The following is a 21,560-nucleotide window of genomic DNA, read 5'->3' as shown; positions in this document are numbered from 1 at the left end:
AAGTCGCCGGGGCGTGGCGCGGCGGCGAACAGGTCGGCTGACCGATCGAGATCGGCTATTCGCTACGTAGAACCCGCCGCACGCGCCGTTCCGAGAGGCCGGCGCAATCCTGTAATCCCGGCGATCCGCGCAGTCGCAGCGATCCTGTCGATCCGAGCGATCCCGGCCGCTAACCATCAATGCGCGGCCGCCACCGGCTTCGCCATCCTGCCGAGCACGTGCTCGGTCATCCCGCGCGCGAGTTCGCTCTCCCCCATGAACACGATGCCGATGCCCTCGCTCGACAGCAGGTCGGCCTCGTCGCTGCTGTTCGTGCACAGCACGACCTCCAGCGCCGGATTGAGCGTGCGCGAGATCTCGACGATCTGCCGCACGTCGAATACGTCCGGCAGCGTGACGACCAGCATCCCGGCGCGCGCGATATGCGCCTGCACGAGCACGATCGGCTCGATCGCGTCGCCCGACACGGCCGCGACGCCGTCCGCGCGCAGCTTCTCGACGAGCTCGCGATTCTGCTCGACGACGACATAGGCGATCCCGCGCTCGTCCAGCGCATGCGCGATCCGCGTGCCGACCTTGCCGTAGCCGACGATCACGACCTGGCCGGTCAGGTGCGTCTGCGGCGTCGACATCGGCAGCGCGGCGAGCGGATCGTCGCGTGCCTCGAGCTTGCGCGCGAACGCCGAATGCTTGCGGATCCATACGAGCGCCGGATCGATCATCGCGAACAGCAGCGTGTTCATCGCGATCGAGATCAGCGCGACCGCGAGAATCAGGCTTTGCCCCTCGGCCGACAACAGCCCGAGCGCACGGCCGAGCCCCGCGAGGATGAACGAGAACTCGCCGATCTGGGCGAGGCCGGCGCCGACCGTCAGCGCGGTGTTCAGCGGATAGCGGAACGCGATCACGAGCGCGACCGCCGCGAGCGTCTTGCCGATCAGCACGATCGCCGCGACCTCGATCACATGCAGCGGCTCGGCGAGCAGCACCTTCGGGTCGAACAGCATCCCGACCGAAATGAAGAACAACACCGAGAACGCGTCGCGCAGCGGCAGCGTCTCGTCGGCGGCACGCCGGCTGAACTCCGACTCGCGCATCATCATCCCGGCGAAGAACGCGCCGAGCGCGAACGACACGTCGAACAGCTTTGCCGCGCCGAACGCGATGCCGACCGCCGCGGCGATCATGCACAGCGTGAACAGTTCGCGCGAACCGGTACGGGCGACGAGCCACAGGATGCGCGGGAACACGCGCTTGCCGACCACGAGCATCAGCGCGATGAACGCGGCGACCTTCAGCATCGTGACGCCGAGCGTGCCCCACACGCTGCCGCCGGCCGCGTGCGCATCGCCGGGCGGCGTGCCGCCGAGCAGCCCCGCGACGGGCGGCAGCAGCACGAGCACGAGCACCATCACGAGATCCTCGACGACGAGCCAGCCGACCGCGATGCGTCCGTTGACCGTCTCGACGAGCCCGCGCCCCTCGAGCGCCCGCAACAGCACGACCGTGCTCGCGACCGACAGCGCGAGCCCGAACACGAGCGCCGCGCCGAGGCTCCAGCCCCAGGTGAGCGCGAGCCCGCCGCCAAGCAGCGTCGCGACGATAATCTGGACGACGGCCCCCGGCAGCGCGATCTTCCTCACCGCGAGCAGGTCGCCGAGCGAAAAATGGAGGCCGACGCCGAACATCAGCAGCATCACGCCGACTTCCGCGAGCTGCTGCGCGAGCGACAGGTCGCCGACGAAACCGGGCGTGCCGGGGCCGATCACGATCCCGGCGAGCAGATAGCCGACGAGCGGCGGCATTTTCAGCAGCGACGCGAGGTAACCGAAGATCATCGCGAGACCGAAACCGGCCGCGAGCAACGCAATCAGGCTGATGTCATGAGGCATCCCCCCTCCCGAGTTCTTGTAACGATTTAGTAAGGTTCAAGAATGGAAGGATAAGGGATGAGGCGAAAAATTGGCGCGCCACGGCGAAAAATTCACGCGTCGGCACGCCAGTGCGGGGTACAACCCCGGGCGGGCGGAACACGCCCCGCGGGCCGGTGGGCGCCGCGAGGCGGATCGATCGGGCGGGGCCGGATACCCCGCCGCGTGCGTCAGCGCGACGCCTGCGGGAACCGCGCGCCCGGCGGCGGCTCGGGCCGCGTCGACGGCGTGCCCTTGCGCACCTTCGCGACCTGCGCGGCCGTGATCGGCGCGCCCGTATTGCCCCAGCTCGTGCGCACGAAGTTCGACACGTCCGCGACTTCCTGGTCCGACAGGCGCCAGCCGAACGGCGGCATCGTGAAGGTCGACGGCGCCGTATGGGTGCCCTGCAGCGCGCTGCCTTCCAGCACGACGTGGATCAGCGACGTCGGATCGTCGCCCTGCACGACCGGGTTGCCGGCGAGCGCCGGGAACACGCGCGTGTAGCCGTGGCCGTCGCTGCGGTGGCACGCCATGCAGTTGTCGCGATAGACGGCGGCGCCCGGCTTGCTCGCGTCGCCGGTCTGCAGCGCCTTCGCCGCGGCCGCGTCGTACACGTGCGGCTGCTCGCCCTGCACGCGCGGCGGCAGCGTCTTCAGGTAGCGCGCGATCGCGGTCAGGTCGCCGTCGCTCATGTGCTGCATGCTGTGGCCGACCACGTCCGTCATCCCGCCGAACGCGGCCGTGCGCAGCGTGCGGCCGGTCTTCAGGAACTGCACGATCTCCGTTTCGTTCCACGTGCCGAGCCCGGTGCGCGGCTCGCCGCGCAGGCTCGTCGGCACCCAGCCGTCGATCGCCGCGCCGCCGGCCAGGAAGTCGAGGCCGCCCGCGTCGGTCAGCGCGCGTTCCTGCATCGTCGCCGCGCGCGGCGTGTGGCACGCGCCGCAATGGCCGAGCCCCTGCACGAGATACGCGCCGCGCGCGACCACCGGATCGCTGTACGGCGCCGCATCGAACGGCTTCGGCGCCGGCGCGAACATCTTGCGCCAGAACGTCAGCGGCCAGCGCATCGACAGCGGCCACACGATGTCGACCGCGCGGTTCGCGTGCTCGACCGGCGCGACGCCGTGCATGAAGTACGCGTACAGCGCCTTCATGTCGTCGTCGGTCAGGCGCGCATAGGACGGGTACGGCATCGCCGGGTACATCGTGTCGCCGTTCTTGCGCACGCCCTCGCGCACCGCGCGGGTGAAGTCCTCATACGTCCAGCCGCCGAGGCCCGTCTTCGGGTCCGGCGTGATGTTCGTCGAGTAGATGCCGCCGATCGGCGTGTCGAACTTCAGCCCGCCCGCGAACGGCTTGCCGCCGCTCGCGGTGTGGCACGCGATGCAGTCGCCCGCGCGGGCCAGATATTCGCCGCGCTTGACGAGGTTGGCGTCGGCAGACTGCGCGACCGGTGCGGCGGCCGGGCCCGAAGCCGCGGCGGGCGCGGATACCGGCTGCGCGAACGCGGCGCCGCCCGCGAGACCGAACGCCGCCCATGCCGTGCCGATCGCCAGTGCGCGCCGCAGCGGGGAAATCCGGCGCGCGGCGTTGTGGTGGTTCACTGTCCTCTTCATACGGTCACCAGCGGGGCGGGATTTTTCAGGTATTGCTCGCGGATCGCACGTGCCGACCAGTAGGCCAGCGCCGCGATGATCCCGGTCGGGTTGTAGCCGATGCCCTGCGGCAGCGCCGACGCGCCCATCACGAACACGTTGTGCACGTCCCAGCACTGAAGGTAGCGGTTCAGCACGCTCGTCTTCGGGTCGGTGCCCATGATCGCGCCGCCGACCAGGTGGGTCGTCTGGTATGCGCGCGAATCGAAGTGCTTGCCGAACTCGCGCGTCGACACGCCGATCGCCTTCGGCCCCATCGCCTCCGCGATCTTCTTCATCTGTCCGGTCACGTATTGCGCCATCCTGATGTCGTTGTCCTTCCAGTCGAACGTCATCCGCAGCAGCGGCTGGCCGTACGAATCGCGATAGGTCGGATCGAGGTCGAGGTACACGTCGCGATACGACATGTTCGTGCCGTGCGCGTCCATCGAGATCGTGTGCGCGTAGTTGTCCTTCACGGCCTTCTTCCACGCCGAGCCCCACTGCGGTGTGCCCGGCGGCGTCGCGATGCCGCTGATCGGCTTCACGCCGGCCTGGTTCACCCACAGCGGCGAGCCGCCGACGAAGCCGAGCGGGCCGTGGTCGAAGTTGTCCGCGTTGAAGTCGTCCACCGCGACGCCGTTGCCGCCCGCGCCGATGAACGGGTTCGTGAAGGTGTCCTTGTCGAAGAACGCCTTGATCGTCGACAGGTTCTGGTACGCGAAATTGCGGCCCACCACGCCTTCGCCCGAGATCGGGTCGTACGGCTTGCCGATGCCCGACAGCAGCAGCAGGTGCACGTTGTGATACTGGAACGCGGCGACGATCACGAGATCGGCCGGCTGGTGCACTTCACGGCCGGCCGGGTCGACGTAGGTGACGCCCGTCGCGCGCTTCTTCGTGTCGTCGAGGTCCACGCGCAGCACGTGGCACTTCGAGCGCAGCTCGAAGTTCGGCACCTGCTTCAGCGCCGGGAGGATGTTCAGGTTCGGCGATGCCTTCGAGTACATGTAGCACGCGTAGCCGCTGCAGTAGCCGCAGAAGTTGCACGGCCCCATCTGCACGCCGTATGGGTTCGTGTACGGACCCGACGTGTTCGCCGACGGCAGCCGGTACGGATGCAGCCCGAGCGACTTCGCGGCGTCGGAGAAGCGCTGCGCCGAATACGTATTGAGCTGCGCGGGCAGCGGGAAGTTGTCGCTGCGGTTCGCCTCGAACACGTTGCCGTCGCCGACCACCTTGCCGCCGACCTTGTACGCCTGCCCCGACGTGCCGAACACCTTCTCGGCGAAGTCGAAATACGGCTCGAGTTCGTCGTAGGTGACGCCCGTGTCCTGGATCGTCATCCCTTCGGGGATGAACTTCTTGCCGTAGCGCTCTTCGTAGTGGCTGCGCAGGCGCAATTCTTCGGGCGTGATCCGGAAATGCACGCCCGACCAGTGCAGCCCCGCGCCGCCGACGCCCTCGCCCGGCAGGAACGCGGCGAGCTGCCGGTACGGCAGCGCGGTGTCCTGCACGCCGTGGCGGATCGACACGGTCGTCTTCGACAGGTCGAGGAAGAGCTTCTTGCGGACGTTGTAGGTCAGCTCGTCGATCGTGTTCGGATACGCGCCGTCCGGATAGGTGTCGCGATACTCGCCCCGCTCGAGCGCGACGACGTTCAGGCCCGCTTCGGTCAGTTCCTTCGCGAGAATCGCGCCGGTCCAGCCGAAGCCGACGATCACCGCATCGACGTGCGGCTTCTTTTCTGCGGCCATCAGGTGCGCTCCCCGTTGATCGAGACGGGGCCGTACGGATAGGGCTTGCCGTTCTGATTGACGAAATCCATGAAGTCGGCGCGCGCGCCCGGAAAACCGATCATCTTCCACGCGGCCATGTCGTGATTGCCGCCGTGCACCGGATCGCAGAAGTAGCCTTCGCGCGTGTTCTGCAGCAACAGGCCGAAGAACACCGCGGACGGCACGTCGTCGATCTGCGCGCCGCCTTTTTCCAGTTCGCCGAGCACGGTGTCGCGGGTCGGCGAGTCGAGGTCGGCGAACGCCTTGCCGTGGGCCTTTTCGCAATAGCGGTTGACCGCCGCGATGCCGAGCCGGTAGATGTCGCGCGGCACGAGCTTGAGCTGGTAGCCGAGCTCGGGCACGCCCTGCTGGAACGGCCCCTGCATGTACCACGTCGCGCCGTGCGCATACGGGGTTTCCATCTGGCGGTCGATGAATTCGGGCACGCCCGATTCGAGCGCGCCGGGGCCTTCGGCATCGGCCGGGATCAGCCGGTCGACGGCGGCCTGGACGAATGCCCACTCCTTCGCATCGAAGAAGGTCGGCTTGTACGGCGCGCGTTCGGCGCCGGCCGACGCAGTGGAGGCATTGCCGGCCGCGGTCGAGGACGACGACGAGCGCAGGTCGCAACCGGCGACCGACGCGATCGGCACGAGCGCGACCGACGTGCGCAGGAAGCGGCGACGCGAGTTGGGTTTGTCGGGTGGCGTGGACATGGTCGGATGTTGATCGTTGGGGAGCGTGATGCGGGAACCGCATTCCGGATGCGGCATGCCCGACACGGCAGCCATGCCGCGCGCGGCCGGCCGTCCTTTCTTGCGATGTTGCGAGCAAGCTCGATGCAGGCGCCGGCCGCGCACTGCGCGGTGGCGCCCGTCATGCAGCCGCGCGGCGCGCCGGTTCCGGCAGCCGCGCGGGGTCGACCTCTTCGCGGGTCTTATCGTCGGACAAATACGGGCTTGCCGCCCGCATCTGGCCCTCATCGCCATGGCCTATTCAACTTAGACGCCGCGCCGGCCGACGGCAAGCGCAACGTGCACGACCCTCATTTCGGGCCCGGCGACAAATGCCGCGAATTATAGATGGAACCGGTTCCATTTCCAAAGAGTTCGGTGCAATTCATTACATCGAAAATCGCAATAATGAGGAAATCGTTTTCCGGAATACGCAAGAGCCGTGGCGCGGCCGCGGCGTCGATCGCAGGGCCGGACGCACGCGCGGACGTCGCCCGACCGGCGCCCGTCGTTTTTCAGGGTTGCCGTGCCCGCGCCGCTCGGTGCTTTCCGATGCGGCGCCCGCGACGCGCGTTACCGCTTGGCTCGCGGCAAAACGGCCGTCCCGCTCGCCGCAGTGCTCACCACGGCCACAGCATCGACGCGATCGACAACGAAAGTGCCAAACACAGCGGCGAGTAACAGAGGCTGTCCATGCGCGCGAAACGCGACCCGCGAACCCGCTTGAAGAAGCCGACGTAGCGGAAATCGCCGACGGCGCGCACCGCGAAGATCAGTGCGAGCGCAACGATCGCGAACGCGATCGCGCCGGGATACAGGTTCTGCCACAGCCAGCCCGCGCGCGACGCCACCGCGCTTGCGCCGGCCAGCAACGCCGCCGCGACGGCGAGCGTGCCGGGCACGGTCGGCCGCAGCAACGGTACGCCGTCCTGTTCCGGAATGGCCGCACGCTTGCCGAGCTGTCCGCCGAACGCCCAGTAGACGTGAACGAGTGCGATCGCACAAAGCGTCGGCACGCTGAAATACGCGCCCGTCATGTCGGTAAGCTTCCTTGTCTCATCGTGTCGTCGTGTCGTGATCCAGCCGGAAGGAATCCGGCGCGCGGCCCCGCTCCGCGCCACACGAGACGATACCCAAACCGCGTGCCGCATGCAGTGCGACGTCCGGTCGCAATACGCCATGCCGCGTGTTGCGGTGCAGTGCGCGCGCCGTCGCATCGGGCCGCCGCTTGACTTCCCTCCGGGCACCGCTACCCTCTTATTCCAGTACGGCACGCGAACCGTGCATGCGCAACCGTCGCACACGTGCCGTTCGCCGGCACGCACGATCGGACGATCGCGGCGCGCCCGGGCACGACAACCATGACAAATACCCATGGAGACAACTCATGCTGATCGGTGTGCCGAAGGAGATCAAGAATCACGAATACCGCGTCGGCCTCACGCCGGCCGGCGCACGTGAGCTCACGCGACACGGCCATCGCGTGCTCGTGCAGCGCGGCGCGGGCACGGCAATCGGTCTGCTCGACGACGACTACACGGCCGCCGGCGCCGCACTGTGCGACGACGCGCGCGACCTCTTCGCGCGCGCCGACATGATCATCAAGGTCAAGGAGCCGCAGGCGGCCGAGTGCGCGATGCTGCGGCGCGGACAGATTCTTTATACGTATCTGCATCTCGCCCCCGATCCCGAGCAGGCGGCCGCGCTCGTGAAGTCCGGCGCGGTCTGCATCGCGTACGAAACCGTGACGGGCCCGGGCGGCGGACTGCCGCTGCTCGCGCCGATGAGCGAGGTCGCGGGCCGCATGTCGATCCAGGTCGCGGCGACGCACCTCGAAAGCCCGCGCGGCGGCCGCGGGGTGCTGATGGCCGGCGTGCCCGGCGTGCCGGCCGCGCACGTCGTGGTGCTCGGCGCGGGCGTGGTGGGCACCGGTGCGCTGCAGATGGCGGTCGGCCTCGGCGCGCGCGTCACCGTGCTCGACACGAACGTGGGCCGGTTGCGCCAGCTCGATCTGGTCTTCGCGAACCGGATCGCGACCGTCTGCTCGAACGCGCATACGATCGACGAAGCCGTGCGCGACGCCGACGTCGTGATCGGCGCGGTGCTCGTGCCGGGCGCGTCGGCGCCGCGGCTCGTCACGCGCGACATGATCGCGACGATGCGCACGGGCGCCGTCGTCGTCGACGTCGCGATCGACCAGGGCGGCTGCTTCGAGACCTCGCATGCAACGACGCATGCGCAGCCGACCTTCGTCGTCGACGGCGTCGTGCATTACTGCGTCGCGAACATGCCTGGCGCGGTCGCGCGCACATCGACGTTCGCGTTGAACAACGCGACGCTCGGCCATGCGCTCGCGCTCGCCGACAAGGGCTGGAAACGCGCGATGGCCGACGACCCGCATCTGCGCGCGGGCCTGAACGTGTGCGACGGCCACATCACGTACGAGGCCGTCGCGCTGGCGCTCGGGCTGCCGTACGTACCGGCGGAAGACGTGCTGGCCTGACTTCGGCATGCGTAACGGCGCGCACGTGCGCCGTCACGCGCGCTTCGGGCGGCCGCGCTTCGACGCGATGCTTGTGCCGGTTGTGCCACTCGCACCACTAGCACCCATCGTGCGCGCCAGCAGCGGCCGCAGTTGCGCGAGCGTGCGCGTGTTGAGCACGTCCTGTCGCGTGAGCCACCCGCGCCGCGCCTGGCCGATACCGTATCCAAGATTGTCCAGATCGTCCGCGCACCGCGCGTCCGAGCCGATCGCCACCGCGACGCCGGCCTTGGCGGCCTCGCGGCACCAGACGTCCGGCAGATCGAGCCGCCGCGGGTCGCCGTCGAGTTCGACGAAGCAGTGGCGCGCGGCGGCCGCGGCGAGCACGCTCGGCACGTCGAGTTCGCATGCGTCGCGTTCGCCGAGCAGCCGGCCGGTCGGATGCGCGAGGATCGTGAAATACGGGTGATCGATCGCGCGCAGCATCCGCTCGGTCTGCGCGTCGCCCGGCAGGTCGAAGCGGTCACGTACCGCGCCGACCACGAGATCGAGCCGGCCGAGCACGTCGTCGGCCACATCGAGGCTGCCGTCCTCGCGAATGCCCGCCTCGACGCCCTTCAGCAGCACGAAGTCGTCGAATGACGCATTGAGGCGGTCGATCTCGTCGATCTGCCGTACGAGCCAGTCGGCATCGGTACGGCCGCCGCCGGACTCCGGCGTGCGATCGGTGACGGCCAGATACGCGAGCCCGCGCGCACGCGCCGCGTCCGCCATCGCGCGCAGGCTGTCGCGCCCTGCCGATGCGTCGGTATGCGCATGCAGATCGCCATGAACGTGCTTGCGTTCGACCAGCGCCGGCAGCGCGCCGACGCGCGACGCGTCGATCTCGCCGCGGCCCTCGCGCAACTCGGGCGGCACCCAGTGAAGGCCGATCGCCTCGTAGACGGATGCCTCCGTCGCGCCCGCGATCCGCTCGTCGCCGCGGAATACGCCGTATTCGTTGATCTTCAGCCCGCCGGCCTGCGCGATCCGGCGCAGCGCGATGTTGTGCGCTTTCGATCCCGTGAAGTAGACGAGCGCCGCGCCGAACGCGTCGGCGTCGACGACGCGCAGGTCGACCTGCAGCCCGTTGCCGAGCACGACGCTCGAACGCGTCTTGCCGTTCGCGAGCACGCGTGCGACCTCGCCATAGCCGACGAACGCATCGGCCACGGCGGCCGGATCGCGTGCGGTCACGAGGATGTCGAGATCACCGACCGTCTCGCGGCAGCGGCGAAAGCTGCCGGCCGGCACCGCTTCGCCGACGCCGCCCACCTTGCGCAAGCGCTCGAGCAACGGCATCAGCGATTGCGCGGCATCCGGCAGCAGAAAGCGCTGCGGCTCGCGCTTCAGGCGCTCGTCGAGCGCGTCGAGCAGGTGCGCTTCGGTCTTCGCGCCGAAACCCGGCAGCGCGCGCACGTGCCCGCTCTTCGCTTCGACGCGCAGTTGCTCGAGCGAGTCGACGTGCAGTGCGTCATGCAGCGCCTTGACGCGTTTCGCGCCGAGCCCCGGCACGTCGAGCAGTTCGACGATCGCGCCCGGCAACGCATGGCGCAGCGTTTGCTGCAGTTCGCAGGTACCGGTCGCGGCGATCTCGCGCAGCTTCGCCGCGAGATCGGCACCGATCGATGGAATCCGGCCGAGATCGCTGCCGCTCTCGATCATCGCCGGAATGTCGCGCCCGTAGTCGGCGATCGTACGGGCCGCGTTGCGGTAGGCACGCACCCGGAACGGGTTGGCGCCCTGGATCTCGAGCATGTCGGCGATTTCGGTGAAGACGGCCGCGCACTCGGCATTGTGGATCGGCATGATCGGCGTGGCTCCCTTCCACGTGGATGGCGCCGTGCGCCGGCGTGCCGGCGTCGGCCCGCCCGGCGCCGCATGTCGACGGCGGCGGGTGCCCGTTGGTCATCCTGCGCCGATTGCCCGTGTCGTTCCGCGCGGGGCTCGCTGCTTGCGTGGCCCCTGCACCGACGTCACAGCGATGCGCGCGGTGTCGTCGCGTAGCGCCGCTCGTATATCGACTGGCAATGCGTGCAACGCTCGGCGGTCGGGCGCGCGAGCAGTCGCTCGTAGCCGACCGGTGCATCGCAATCGATACACTCGCCGTAGCTGCCGTCGCGCATGCGCTGCTGCGCGCGCCCGATCGCGCGCAACTCGGCCAGCTTCATCCCGATCAGCGCGTGATCCATGTCGACGAACAGATCGGCATTGGCCTCGTCGCCCTCGTCCGGCGCCGCGCCGGCAAGCTCCGCATAGGACTCCGACGCGCGCTGGTCCTCGCTCGTCCGGATCTCCGCACGCAACGCCAGCTCGCTCTCGGTCAGCCGTCGCTGCAGCGTCTGCCGTTGTTCTCGATCGAGCGCCATCGCCGTCCCTCCTTTTCCGGGTTCCGCGCAATGAGGCATGCGGCGCGCGGTTGTCGCGCCGGTGCACGGCGGCCCGGGATGCCCGGCTCGTCGTGCCCGGATGCGCGTCCGGCCACATGAAGTGCGGGACGCATTCGACGCAGCATAAACCCAATGCACACGCGTGTGTTGACCGGCGTCAGCGCCCGCATCGCGCATCAGAAACCGGGGACCGATGCGAAAACCCCGCGGAGCAGCATTCGTCTGACGCAGCCGCCGTTGAGGTCGATCAATCCCCTGTAAAAAGTTGCGTCGTAGATTGAGAGCATGCGCGGCGAATCCGCGGCTTTCCGGGAGAACGTCATGTTGTTCGGCGTCGTCATCTGGGTGGCCCTTGCGGCCCTGTTCCCGACGATGGTCGTGCCGACGATCCAGCACGCCATCCAGCCGTCGAGCGCGCAAGCCGCGCCCGACGCCAGCCCCGCCGTCTCGCCCGCTGCGTTGCCGGCAGCCGCTCAGCCGCCGGCGCACAGCTGAAGCGCGGCTGCGGGACGCGTCGTATCGAGGCCGGAAGCACGAGTCGACGCTCGATACTTCGCAATCCTCTTCATCAAAATGCGTTGCGCCCGACGAAGCCGCGCACGACCGTCATCAGGATGATCTTCATGTCGAACCAGAAGCTCCAGTTCTGCATGTAGAACAGGTCGAACTTCACGCGCGCGGCCATCGCCTCGACCTTGCGCGTCTCGCCGCGATAGCCGTTCACCTGCGCCCATCCCGTGATTCCCGGCCGGACGCGATAGCGATACATGTAGCAGTCGATCAGTTGCCGGTAGAAGTCGTCGTGTTCGATCGCGTGCGGACGCGGGCCGACCACCGACATCTGGCCGAACAGCACGTTGAAGAACTGCGGCAACTCGTCGAGCGACGTGCGTCGCAGGAACGCGCCGACCGGCGTGATGCGCGCATCGTTGCGCGAGGCCTGTCGCACGATACCGGGCTGTACGCGATGCACGCGCATCGTCCTGAACTTGAGGATATGGAACTCGCGCCCGTCGGCGCCCTTGCGGCGCTGCCTGAACAAGACGGGCCCCGGCGACGACAGCTTCACCGCGATCGCCAGCGCCGCGAGCAGCGGCAGCAGCGGAATCAGCACGGCGCCGGCGAACAGCCGGTCGAACGCGAACTTCGCCCACAGTTCCGGCGCGGAACGCGGCGTGGTCGCGAGGTTGATGGCCGGCATGCCGAGCACATCGGTCGCGGATCGCTCGACGACCGCCATCTGCCGCACGTCCGGCAACAGCCGCAGCTCGACGAACTCGTCGCGCAGTTCGCGTACGATGCGCTGGATGCGTGACTCGTGCGACATCGGCAGCGTAAGCCACACTTCGTCGATCTCGCCGCCGCGGATCATGCGCCGCAACGCGCCCCAGTCGTCGATCACCGGCACGCCGCCGATCCCGTCAGTCGTGGCCACGGCCGGTGCATCGTCGTCGAACACGCAGGCAGCCGCGAACGGCCCGGCCGGTTCGAGCTGCATGCGCTCGATCGCCACCCGTCCGTAAGCGGTCGCCCCGACGACCGCAACCCGCCGCTGCCGCGTGCGCGGATCGCCACGCTTCATCGCCAGCACGCAGAGTGCCAGCCTGCCGAGCAGCAGTGCCGCGTCGCCGGACAGCACCGTCCGCGCGATCCAGCGCGTCGTGACCGTGCCGCCGCGGTTCATGATCCACATCGTGCCGGCCACCGTCAGCGTGCCCACGCACACGACGGCCACCACCGTGCGCGTCAGCACGGCACCGCCGTCGTGCGGCGACGCCGCGCCGCGCGTCACGCGCACGCTGCGCGGCAACAGCGCGACGGTCAGCACGCACAGCAATGCGACCGTGCCGCGCTGCGCGTCCGACAGATCGTGCCACGCGAGCCCCATCGCAGCCTGCGCGGCGAGCGCACCTGCCAGCACCAGCGCAACGTCGACCGCGGCGATCGCGGCGCGTCGCATCGCATTCGTTCCACCCGCCATCGCATGCATCGTCACACACCGTGCGCGGGGAAACCGCCGTGCAGGTCCTGCATGCGCGGCCGCACCGGCAACGCACGCGTGCCGGCCCGCGTGCCGAGCAGCCGGCGATAGTCCGCGCGAATCAGCTCGTAGCACTCGCATGCCTGGCGCTCGAGACCGTCGCGATCGAGCACGGTGATGCGGCCGCGACGCTGACGGATCAGCCCGGCTTCCTGCAGGTTGCCGGCCGCTTCCGTCACGCCTTCGCGACGCACGCCGAGCATGTTCGCGATCGTCTGCTGCGTGACAGCCAGTTCGTCGCCGTCGATCCGGTCATGCGCGAGCAGCAGCCAGCGGCTCAACTGCTCGCTGACCGAGTGATGCCGGTTGCACAACGCGCTGCGCGAAATCTGCGCCATCGTCGCCTGGCAGTAGTTCAGCAGCAGCCGATACGTCGCCGGCGAACGTTCGAATTCCGAGCGCATCACGCAGGTCGGCACGCGGTAGGCCATCCCGCCGATACGGACTTCGACGCGATTCGATACCGCGGTGCCGCCGACGAGCGTCGCCAGGCCGACCACACCTTCGCGGCCGACCACGGCGACCTCGACCATCGCTCCGTCCTCCATCAGGTGCTGCACCGACATCATGGCGGTGGTCGGGAAATGCAGGTGGCGCATCGGTTCCCCGACACGGTCGAGCATGCCGGCCTTGATCCGGACCAGTTCGAGGTGCGGTGCGATGGCACGGATGCTGTCCTCCGGAAGGGCATCGAGGATGGCATTCGCCGAGTAGCTCGAGTGAAGATGAAGCATGTCTGTATCCCTTTTATCGTCCGCGCCGCATGCAGCCGCGTCAGCGGAATTCGTTATCGCGATGCGCGCCCGGACGGCGACGCGGGTTGCGGCCCACAACCCTCGATCCAATCGACCCACAGCGTCTCGCCGCTGGATCGAATCGGCAGTCCCGTTTCGACACGCCCGTTTCGATAAGCGATTTACGTGCCAATACCCGCTCCATCCTTAATATATAAATGACTTGCGATTTAGCGCCCCCGAATAGCCGGTCGAAAACCGCAAAAAACGTCTCATTTCCGGACACCCGCTTGCGTCGCGGACGCAGCCGGCAATTCGACTGATCATTGAGCGCGGGGCCGGCAGTGGAACCGGCAGCGGCGCGGGAGTCTTATCGTTCAATAACTTACACCCTGTTTTCAATTGTTTCCATGATGTCTCAAACGGGCCAGAGTGGCGTGCCGCACGCTCGAATGGTCGTTTGAAACTGTCTCAAATATGAATCGCTGGATTAATTTACAACACTGTAATCAAACGCACATATCTCACGCAACACCATGATTCAATTAATAAATCATACCCACGAATCTAAATTGTCAAATAATGTTCAATGCATTCTAGATATTTTTCTTGTACGATGCACTTCGTTGCCGGATTGATTCTCGATCAGCACCGAATTCGCGATTCACCCTCCAGTGCAATTAATTCATACGAAGACGATCTTCAAATACCTATAACCTTTTCATTTACCCCAAATCGTCAAACATTGTGAAGTGACGTAATGCGCAATTTATCGAATTGAATTGCGTGCTAGCCTTTTCCGCCATCGGCATTCGAATTTCTATGAACACGAATCCGCACGTGCGTGCTAAATCCCCGTGGATGGCGTCGCGCGATGTGCGATCGCTCCCTACGAGGATCCGCCGTGACCCACCAGGCCAATGACGCCGTCGCCCATGCGAGCGGCATGATCGAGCTTTCCCACAGCTTCGACGCCAACCGGTTCCTCGCGGCCCTCGACCGCGACGAACGCGCGACGCTGATTGCCAACCTCCAACTCGTTCACCTGAAATCGGGCCAGGTGCTGTGCGAACCGGGTGAAATGCTCACCGCGGTCTACCTGCCCGTCACGACGGCGATTTCGCTGCAGTACGTGTCGTCCGGCGGCATGACGCTGGAAGTGGCCGAGATCGGCAGCGAGAGCGTCGTCTGCGACGACGTGATCGGCGGCAGCGGCCGGATGCCGTGCCGTGCCGTCGCATGCCGCGACGGCTTCGTCTACCGGCTCGACCGGCGCATCTTCGCCGCCGCGTTCGACGCGTCGCCGGTGATTCGCCATCTGGTGTTCGTCTGCGTGCGGCTGCTGATGGCCCAGGTCTCGCAGATCACGTTCTGCAGCCGACATCACGTGCTCAAACATCAGTTATGCAGATGGTTCCTGCTCGCGTACGACCGGTCGCGCAGCATCGAGATCCAGATCACCCACAGCATGCTCGCGCAGATGCTCGGCGTGCGGCGCGAGACGGTCACGGATGCGGCCGGGGAGATCCAGAAACTCGGCCTGATCCGTCAGTACCGGAGCTCGATCGAGCTTGCCGACCTTGCGGGCCTCGAGAAAATGTCGTGCGGCTGCCGCGCGATCGTGCGCGACGAGATGAAGCGCATCCTGTCGGCCGACTCGGGCGTGAGCGCCGCGGCACGCGCGTGATGCGCACGGCGTGTCGTCGCACGCGTGCGACGCGAGTCAGCCGATTGTAGGGTGGCGAACAGAACGCCGGGCGTGCGAATGGTCTACTGATGCCGGACTGCCGGGGGGATGTCAGCGCGCTGCGCGCGTCCGCCCTTGCGGACGACACCTCACACGCCGGAGCAGCACGTGAAAAACGAAATCAGAACCATCCTCAAGCACGTCGCCCACCTCGAAGCCGCGATCGACTCGATCGGTGACGGGGATGACCTCTACGAAGCGGGCCTCTCCTCGCTCGATACGATCCAGCTGATGCTCGCGATCGAGAAGCAGTTCAACATCGAGATTCCCGACGAGATGCTGAACCGCAATCTGTTCCGCAGCGTCGACGCGCTCGCGGACACCATTGCGACCCTGCAGCGCGCCGAGCATTCCGCATGAGCGCGCTGCTTCCCGAACTCGCGGCCGACGACGAACCACGCCGGCTCGACGAGGCCGCGCACGCCGTCGCGCAAATCGCCGCCCAGCACGCGGATGCGGTCGACCGGGACGCGCGCTGCCCTGTCGAGGCGATCGAGGCCATGCGTGCGCGCCGCCTGCTGAGCGCAATGGTCCCGACCCGGCTCGGCGGCGCCGGCGCGTCGCTGGCCGACGTCGCATCGGCATGCTCGATCCTCGGCCAGGCCTGCGCGTCGTCGGCGATGGTGTTCGCGATGCACCAGATCCAGGTGGCCTGCATCGTCAATCACGCGGCCGACCAGGGCTGGCACAAGCTGTTCCTGCAACAGCTCGTGCGCCATCAGTGGCTGCTCGCGTCGGCGACGTCGGAGGACGGCGTCGGCGGCAACCTGCGCGCGAGCCAGTGCGCGCTCGAGACCAACGGCGGCGAATTCCGGCTGCACAAATCTGCGCCGACGATCTCGTACGGCGACTACGCGGACGGCATCCTCGCGACCGCGCGGCGCGACGCCGACGCGCCGGCGTCCGAGCAGGTGCTCGTCACGGTGCTGCGCGACGGCTATACGCTCACGCGCCGCGGCGAATGGGACACGCTCGGCATGCGCGGCACGTGCAGCAACGGCTTCGTGCTCGATGCACAGGGCACGACCGTGCAGTGCCTGCCCGTGCCGTTCGCGCAGATCGCCGAACAGACGATGGTGCCGGTTTCGCACATCCTGTGGGCGGCGGTGTGGATCGGCGTGGCCGGCGACGCGTTCCATCGCGCGCACCAGTTCTTCCGCACGCAGGCGCGCCAGACCGACGGTGCGCCGTCGCCCGCGTCGCGGCGCATCGCCGAATCGCTTGCGCTGATGCAGGCAATGCAGGCCCGCGTCGACAGCGTGCTGCGCCTCTATGCCAGCGCGTCGCCCCGCTCGTGGTCGGCCGGCATGGCCTGGGCGGCCGAGATCAACACGCTGAAGACCTATGTGTCGTCGACCGCGCTCGAAGTCGCCCAGCAGGCGATGATGATCTGCGGGATGGCCGGCTACAAGCACGGCACGCCGTTCAGCATCGGCCGCCACCTGCGCGACCTGCACGCGGCGCCGCTGATGATCAGCAACGACCGCATTGCCGCCAATACCTCGAGCCTGCTGCTCGCACTGCGTCCCGCGACGCTGGAGAAACATTCGTGAACGATCGCCTCTCCGTGCCTTCCGCCGCCACCCCGTCCGACGCGCCGCTCGACCGCGCGGGCGTCAATCCGCTGCGCGACGAGCTGATCGATGCGGGACTTCTCGTGTCGACCGGCATCCAGGGCCTGTTCGGCCGCAGCGAGCGGTTCGAGCGCGTCGTCGAAGCGCTCGACGCCTTCGTCACGCGCCTCGGCGCCGACCAGCAGGCCGAAGTGCTGCGCTTCCCGCCGGCGATGAGCCGCACCGAATTCGAGCGCAGCGAATACATGAAGAGCTTCCCGCAACTCGCGGGCAGCGTGCATGCATTCTGCGGCGACGAACAGCGGCACCAGCGCTTGCTGCAGTGTCTCGACCGCGGCGAGGACTGGACCGAAAGCCAGAAGCCGACCTACGTCGTGATGACGCCGGCCGCCTGCTATCCGGTCTATCCGGTCGTCGCGCGCGCCGGTGCGCTGCCCGACGACGGCCGCATCGTCGACGTGTTCTCGTATTGCTTCCGCCACGAGCCGTCGCTCGACCCGACCCGCATGCAGCTGTTCCGGATGCGCGAATACATACGCATCGGCACGCCCGAGCAGATCGTCTCGTTCCGCGCGACGTGGATGGAGCGCGGCACACGGATGATCGAGGCGCTGCAACTGCCGAACGCGATCGATCTCGCGAACGATCCGTTCTTCGGGCGCGGCGGCAAGATCGTCGCGAACAGCCAGCGCGAGCAGAACCTGAAGTTCGAGCTGCTGATCCCGATCGAGCACGACGACCGCCAGACCGCGTGCCTGAGCTTCAACTACCACATGGATCACTTCGGGCTGCTGTGGGACATCCGCACCGCGACGGGCGACGTCGCGCATACGGGCTGCGTCGGCTTCGGCCTCGAGCGGCTGACGCTCGCGCTGTTCCGTCATCACGGTTTCGACCTCGACGCATGGCCGGCCGACGTTCGCGACGTGCTGTGGGGTACGCGATGAAATTCGTGTCCCGCGACGGCGAGGACGCGTCGTTCGAGGACGTGCGCCACCGCGCACGCCACTATCGGCCGCACCCGCTGCACAGTCAGGAGATGGTCTGGAAACAGACCAACTGCTATGTCGACATGTGGCTCGAGGTGCTCCGCTGGTGGGGCCTCAACCCGTACGCGGCGCTGCCGTTTACGATCGCGCTCGACTTCGAGGGTGACCAGTTCACGTTCTTCAAGTTTCCGCACGACGAACTGGAGCGGCTGTACGGCATCGTCGTGCAGGAACACTCGATCTACGAGCCGCTCGACCAGCACATCGAGACGCAGGTCGCGCGCGGTCACCTGATGATCGTCGAGGTCGACGCGTGGTTCCTGCCGGACACGCGCGGCAGCAGCTACCGTACGCAGCATACGAAGACGACGATCGGCATCGACTCGATCGATCGCACGCGCCGCCAGATCGGCTACTTCCACAACAGCGGCTATTACGTGGCCGAGGACTTCGACTACAACGGGCTCGTCGGCGGCTGTTCGCCGATGCCGCTGCCGCCGTACGTCGAGTGCGCGAAGCGGCGTTTCGCACCGCTCGACGAGCGCGCGCTGTGCGAGGTCTCGCTCGCGTCGCTGCAGCGGCATCTGCGCCGGCTGCCGGTCGTCAATCCGGTCACGGCGTTCCGGCGCCAGCTGCAGCTCGATGCGAAATCGCTCGCCGATTCCCCGCTCGAACGCTTCCACGCGTACTCGTTCAATTCGGTGCGGCAACTCGGCGCGAACTTCGAACTGTTCGGCCATTACGCGCGCTGGCTGCAGGCGAGCGGCTGCGTCGGGCCGTTCGCCGAGATTCGTACCGCCTGCGACCGCATCGCATCCGAGGCGATGGTACTGGAGTTCCGGCTGGCGCGGGCGTGTGCGCGCGGCAAGGAAGAGCGCGGCGACGCGACGCTCGAAGCGATCGAAGCGGCTTACGCGGACCTGATCGACTGCGCGCGGCAGATCGCCCCGCCGCTGCAGCACGCGGCGCCCGTGCGCGTCGACGCGGCCGCCGTGCCGTTGGTGCGGTGACGCGCGCGCATGCCGCGCTCGCGTGGTCGCTGCTCGCCACGCCCGCGGGTGCCGCGCGCGGGCCGCTCGATCTTCCGGCCGACGGCTGGATCGCCGCCCCCGTCCCCGGCACGGTCGCGCAGGCGCTCGCGCTGGCCGGCCGGGCCGACGATACCGCGTCGCTCGACGAGCGCGACCACTGGTATCGCGTCGAACTCCACGGGCACGGGCCGCGCGTGCTGCGCTTTCACGGCCTCGCGACGCTCGCCGAGGCATGGCTCGACGACACGCCGATCCTGCGCTCGGACAGCATGTTCGTCGCGCACGACGTGCCCGTGTCGCTCGACGGCACGCACCGGTTGACCGTCTGCTTCCGCGCCCTCGCGCCGCACCTGCGCGATGTGCGCGCACCGCGCCGCGCACGCTGGCGCACGCGGCTCGCCGAACCGGCGACGTTGCGCACCGTTCGCACGGCGCTGCTCGGGCACATGCCCGGCTGGTTTCCGCGCTGCGTGCCGACCGGTCCATGGCGGCCCGTCGACGTGCTGGACCCTGCCGACGGTCCCGTTCTCGTTCATTGCGACCTGCACGCGCGCCTCGACGGCGATACCGGCTGGCTCGATGCGGCACTCACATTCGCTGGGCCGCTGCCCGAGGCGTTTGCGGCCCGGCTGTCGTGCGGCGAGCACCACGCGACGCTCGAACGCCGCGGCGCCGACCGGCTCCATGCGACCGTCGCGGTGCCGAACGTGCGCCGCTGGTGGCCGCACACGCATGGCGAACCGGTGCTTTACGACGTCGCATTGCACATCGGTGCCGAACGGCGGCCGCTCGGCGCGACGGGCTTTCGCACGATCGAACCGGACGCTGGCGACGACGGCAAGGGGTTCGGGTTGCGCGTCAACGGCGTGCGCGTGTTCGCGCGCGGCGCATGCTGGAGCAGCGCCGCACCGCTCGCGCTGCACGCCGACGACGCGACCTACGGCCGCCTGCTCGGATACGCGCGCGACGCCGGCTTCAACATGATTCGCGTCGGCGGCACGATGACCTACGAGGCCGACGCATTCCATGCGTGGTGCGACCGGCTCGGACTGCTCGTCTGGCAGGACTTCATGTTCGCGAACTTCGACTATGCGCTCGACGATCGTGCCTTCGCGGACGCCGTCGGTCGCGAAGCCGAGCAGTTCCTCACGCGCGTACGCGCGTCGCCGTCGCTCGCGGTGCTGTGCGGCGGCAGCGAGATTGCGCAGCAGGGCGCGATGTCGGGTCTCGGGCCGAAGCAGCGCTTCCTCGAACTGACCGCCGAGCGCCTCGCCGACCACGCGGCGGCACGGCGGCCCGACGCGCTGTACGTCCCCGACTCGCCCGACGGCGGCGTGCTGCCGTTCATGCCGCGCGAGCGCGTGTCGCACTATTACGGTGTCGGCGCGTACCTTCGCCCGCTCGACGACGCGCGTCGCGCCGACGTGCGCTTCGCGAGCGAATGCCTCGCGTTCGCGAACGTGCCGTGCGATGCGATGCTCGCCAGCCTCGGCTGGCCGGGCGTGCACGAGCCGCGGTGGAAAGCGGCCGTGCCGCGCGACCCCGGCACGTCGTGGGATTTCGACGATATTCGCGATCATTATCTGCAGACGTTGTACGACGTGGCGCCCGACCGCCTGCGGCGCGAGGATCCGTCGCGCTACTTCGAGCTATCGCGCGCGGTGATCGCGGAACTGATGCGGGACACGTTCTCGGAGTGGCGGCGCACCGGCTCACGCTGCGCGGGTGCGCTCGTCTGGCAGTTCCAGGATGTGATGGCGGGCGCCGGATGGGGCTTGCTCGATGCGGCGCATCGGCCGAAATCGGCGTGGTATGCGCTGCGCCAGGTACTTCAGCCCGTGCAGGTCCTGCTCGTCGACGAAGGGCTGAACGGGCTCGACGTGCACGTGATCAACGAGCGGCCGGCGCCGCTGTCGGCGGCCGTCGAGCTGGTCGCGCTGCGCGACGGCCGCACGCCGCTCGCGCGTGCCGGCGCTCCGGTCCGGATCGCCGCGCACGACACGGTGCGGCTCGATTCGGCCGAATTGCTCGGCCGCTTCTTCGACTGGACCTACGCGTATCGCTTCGGCCCGTGCGAGCACGATACCGTCGTCGCGACACTGCGCGCCGACGACGGCACGCTGCTGTCGCAGGCGTTCTACTTCCCGTCCCGCACGCACCCGGCCGTGTTCGCCCGTCGCGAACCCGGCATCGAGGCATGCGTGTCGCGCACCGGCGACACGTGGCACGTCGACATCGGCACGCGCCACGTCGCACGTCACGTGCAGATCGATGCACCGGGCTTCGTGCCGCGCGACGACTGGTTCGATCTCGCGCCCGGCACGCCGGCGCGTGTCGCGCTCGTGCCGCTCGCGAACACCGGCGGCCATGCTGCCGCCGGCGCGCCACCGACCGTCGAAATCCGCGCGGTCAACGCCGCGCGAACCGTGCGTGCGGCGTTGACCGGCTGACGCGAGCGGGCGCGGGACGGGGAT

17 protein-coding genes are annotated in these 21,560 nt (G+C 68.1%); 8 read left to right on the top strand and 9 right to left on the bottom strand.

Going from position 1 to position 21,560, the window contains the following annotated elements:
• Positions 1–176: 176 nt before the first annotated feature.
• The 5 genes from DIE04_RS00655 to DIE04_RS00630 form a co-directional block, all read right to left on the bottom strand.
• Positions 177–1,892 (bottom strand): cation:proton antiporter, encoded by a 1,716-nt coding sequence (locus tag DIE04_RS00655; protein ID WP_124519592.1) that lies wholly within the window; start codon positions 1,890–1,892, stop codon positions 177–179.
• Between the two features lie 209 nt (positions 1,893–2,101).
• On the bottom strand, positions 2,102–3,529 hold the full coding sequence (locus DIE04_RS00650; protein ID WP_124519594.1) for a cytochrome c: 1,428 nt from the start codon (positions 3,527–3,529) through the stop codon (positions 2,102–2,104).
• Positions 3,526–5,304 (bottom strand): GMC family oxidoreductase, encoded by a 1,779-nt coding sequence (locus DIE04_RS00645; protein ID WP_124519658.1) that lies wholly within the window; start codon positions 5,302–5,304, stop codon positions 3,526–3,528. The genes DIE04_RS00650 and DIE04_RS00645 overlap by 4 nt, the downstream gene beginning before the upstream one ends.
• On the bottom strand, positions 5,304–6,041 hold the full coding sequence (locus DIE04_RS00640) for a gluconate 2-dehydrogenase subunit 3 family protein (protein WP_124484955.1): 738 nt from the start codon (positions 6,039–6,041) through the stop codon (positions 5,304–5,306). The genes DIE04_RS00645 and DIE04_RS00640 overlap by 1 nt, the downstream gene beginning before the upstream one ends.
• Positions 6,042–6,679: 638 nt before the next feature.
• Positions 6,680–7,096, bottom strand: coding sequence for a DUF3995 domain-containing protein (locus DIE04_RS00630; RefSeq protein ID WP_124519598.1), 417 nt, complete (start codon positions 7,094–7,096; stop codon positions 6,680–6,682).
• 350 nt (positions 7,097–7,446) lie between these two features.
• Between DIE04_RS00630 and ald the strand changes: the two genes are divergently transcribed.
• Positions 7,447–8,562, top strand: a complete 1,116-nt coding sequence (ald, locus tag DIE04_RS00625) for an alanine dehydrogenase (RefSeq protein ID WP_124484957.1) — start codon at positions 7,447–7,449, stop codon at positions 8,560–8,562.
• Between the two features lie 33 nt (positions 8,563–8,595).
• Here ald and polX read toward each other — a convergent pair whose 3' ends face one another.
• Together polX and DIE04_RS00615 are read right to left on the bottom strand one after the other, a co-directional pair.
• The gene (polX, locus tag DIE04_RS00620) at positions 8,596–10,389 is read right to left on the bottom strand and encodes a DNA polymerase/3'-5' exonuclease PolX (RefSeq protein WP_124519600.1); all 1,794 of its coding nucleotides are present in this window, start codon (positions 10,387–10,389) and stop codon (positions 8,596–8,598) included.
• A gap of 167 nt (positions 10,390–10,556) precedes the next feature.
• Positions 10,557–10,949 carry a TraR/DksA C4-type zinc finger protein gene (locus DIE04_RS00615; RefSeq protein WP_124519602.1) on the bottom strand — a complete coding sequence of 131 codons (393 nt, stop codon included), beginning with the start codon at positions 10,947–10,949 and terminating at the stop codon, positions 10,557–10,559.
• 306 nt (positions 10,950–11,255) lie between these two features.
• On the opposite strand from DIE04_RS00615, the gene DIE04_RS00610 reads away from it, so the two are divergent.
• Complete coding sequence (locus DIE04_RS00610; protein ID WP_044842953.1) at positions 11,256–11,465, top strand: hypothetical protein; 210 nt, start codon at positions 11,256–11,258, stop codon at positions 11,463–11,465.
• 73 nt (positions 11,466–11,538) lie between these two features.
• Here the strand turns inward: DIE04_RS00610 and DIE04_RS00605 are convergent, their stop codons facing one another.
• On the bottom strand, positions 11,539–12,930 hold the full coding sequence (locus DIE04_RS00605; protein ID WP_185500281.1) for an undecaprenyl-phosphate glucose phosphotransferase: 1,392 nt from the start codon (positions 12,928–12,930) through the stop codon (positions 11,539–11,541).
• A gap of 32 nt (positions 12,931–12,962) precedes the next feature.
• The gene (locus tag DIE04_RS00600; protein ID WP_124519605.1) at positions 12,963–13,745 is read right to left on the bottom strand and encodes a Crp/Fnr family transcriptional regulator; all 783 of its coding nucleotides are present in this window, start codon (positions 13,743–13,745) and stop codon (positions 12,963–12,965) included.
• A gap of 904 nt (positions 13,746–14,649) precedes the next feature.
• On the opposite strand from DIE04_RS00600, the gene DIE04_RS00595 reads away from it, so the two are divergent.
• The 6 genes from DIE04_RS00595 to DIE04_RS00570 all read left to right on the top strand — a co-directional run bounded on the left by DIE04_RS00595 (position 14,650) and on the right by DIE04_RS00570 (position 21,536).
• A complete protein-coding gene (locus DIE04_RS00595) occupies positions 14,650–15,432 on the top strand; it encodes a Crp/Fnr family transcriptional regulator (RefSeq protein WP_185500280.1) in 783 nt (260 codons plus the stop codon).
• 168 nt (positions 15,433–15,600) lie between these two features.
• The gene (locus DIE04_RS00590) at positions 15,601–15,852 is read left to right on the top strand and encodes an acyl carrier protein (protein WP_044842951.1); all 252 of its coding nucleotides are present in this window, start codon (positions 15,601–15,603) and stop codon (positions 15,850–15,852) included.
• Entirely contained in the window at positions 15,849–17,045 is a 1,197-nt protein-coding gene (locus DIE04_RS00585; protein ID WP_124519607.1) for an acyl-CoA dehydrogenase family protein, read from the top strand. The genes DIE04_RS00590 and DIE04_RS00585 overlap by 4 nt, the downstream gene beginning before the upstream one ends.
• A complete protein-coding gene (locus DIE04_RS00580) occupies positions 17,042–18,013 on the top strand; it encodes an amino acid--[acyl-carrier-protein] ligase (RefSeq protein WP_124519609.1) in 972 nt (323 codons plus the stop codon). Before DIE04_RS00585 ends, DIE04_RS00580 begins: the two co-directional genes overlap by 4 nt.
• Complete coding sequence (locus DIE04_RS00575) at positions 18,010–19,065, top strand: DUF1839 family protein (protein ID WP_124484966.1); 1,056 nt, start codon at positions 18,010–18,012, stop codon at positions 19,063–19,065. Before DIE04_RS00580 ends, DIE04_RS00575 begins: the two co-directional genes overlap by 4 nt.
• A complete protein-coding gene (locus DIE04_RS00570) occupies positions 19,062–21,536 on the top strand; it encodes a glycosyl hydrolase 2 galactose-binding domain-containing protein (protein WP_124519612.1) in 2,475 nt (824 codons plus the stop codon). The genes DIE04_RS00575 and DIE04_RS00570 overlap by 4 nt, the downstream gene beginning before the upstream one ends.
• Positions 21,537–21,560 lie beyond the last annotated feature (24 nt).

Source organism: Burkholderia sp. Bp8994 (genome assembly GCF_003853805.1).
Classification (GTDB): Bacteria; Pseudomonadota; Gammaproteobacteria; order Burkholderiales; family Burkholderiaceae; genus Burkholderia.
The sequence above is the reverse complement of the archived record's forward strand: the minus strand, read 5'-3'. Positions and strand labels throughout refer to the sequence as shown.

Excerpts from the sequence above, each read along its gene's own strand:
- DIE04_RS00655 (WP_124519592.1), bottom strand. The coding sequence starts at position 1,892 with ATGCCTCATGACATCAGCCTGATTGCGTTGCTCGCGGCCGGTTTCGGT.
- DIE04_RS00650 (WP_124519594.1), bottom strand. The coding sequence starts at position 3,529 with ATGAAGAGGACAGTGAACCACCACAACGCCGCGCGCCGGATTTCCCCG.
- DIE04_RS00645 (WP_124519658.1), bottom strand. The coding sequence starts at position 5,304 with ATGGCCGCAGAAAAGAAGCCGCACGTCGATGCGGTGATCGTCGGCTTC.
- DIE04_RS00640 (WP_124484955.1), bottom strand. The coding sequence starts at position 6,041 with ATGTCCACGCCACCCGACAAACCCAACTCGCGTCGCCGCTTCCTGCGC.
- DIE04_RS00630 (WP_124519598.1), bottom strand. The coding sequence starts at position 7,096 with ATGACGGGCGCGTATTTCAGCGTGCCGACGCTTTGTGCGATCGCACTC.
- ald (WP_124484957.1), top strand. The coding sequence starts at position 7,447 with ATGCTGATCGGTGTGCCGAAGGAGATCAAGAATCACGAATACCGCGTC.
- polX (WP_124519600.1), bottom strand. The coding sequence starts at position 10,389 with ATGCCGATCCACAATGCCGAGTGCGCGGCCGTCTTCACCGAAATCGCC.
- DIE04_RS00615 (WP_124519602.1), bottom strand. The coding sequence starts at position 10,949 with ATGGCGCTCGATCGAGAACAACGGCAGACGCTGCAGCGACGGCTGACC.
- DIE04_RS00610 (WP_044842953.1), top strand. The coding sequence starts at position 11,256 with ATGCGCGGCGAATCCGCGGCTTTCCGGGAGAACGTCATGTTGTTCGGC.
- DIE04_RS00605 (WP_185500281.1), bottom strand. The coding sequence starts at position 12,930 with ATGCGACGCGCCGCGATCGCCGCGGTCGACGTTGCGCTGGTGCTGGCA.
- DIE04_RS00600 (WP_124519605.1), bottom strand. The coding sequence starts at position 13,745 with ATGCTTCATCTTCACTCGAGCTACTCGGCGAATGCCATCCTCGATGCC.
- DIE04_RS00585 (WP_124519607.1), top strand. The coding sequence starts at position 15,849 with ATGAGCGCGCTGCTTCCCGAACTCGCGGCCGACGACGAACCACGCCGG.
- DIE04_RS00575 (WP_124484966.1), top strand. The coding sequence starts at position 18,010 with ATGAAATTCGTGTCCCGCGACGGCGAGGACGCGTCGTTCGAGGACGTG.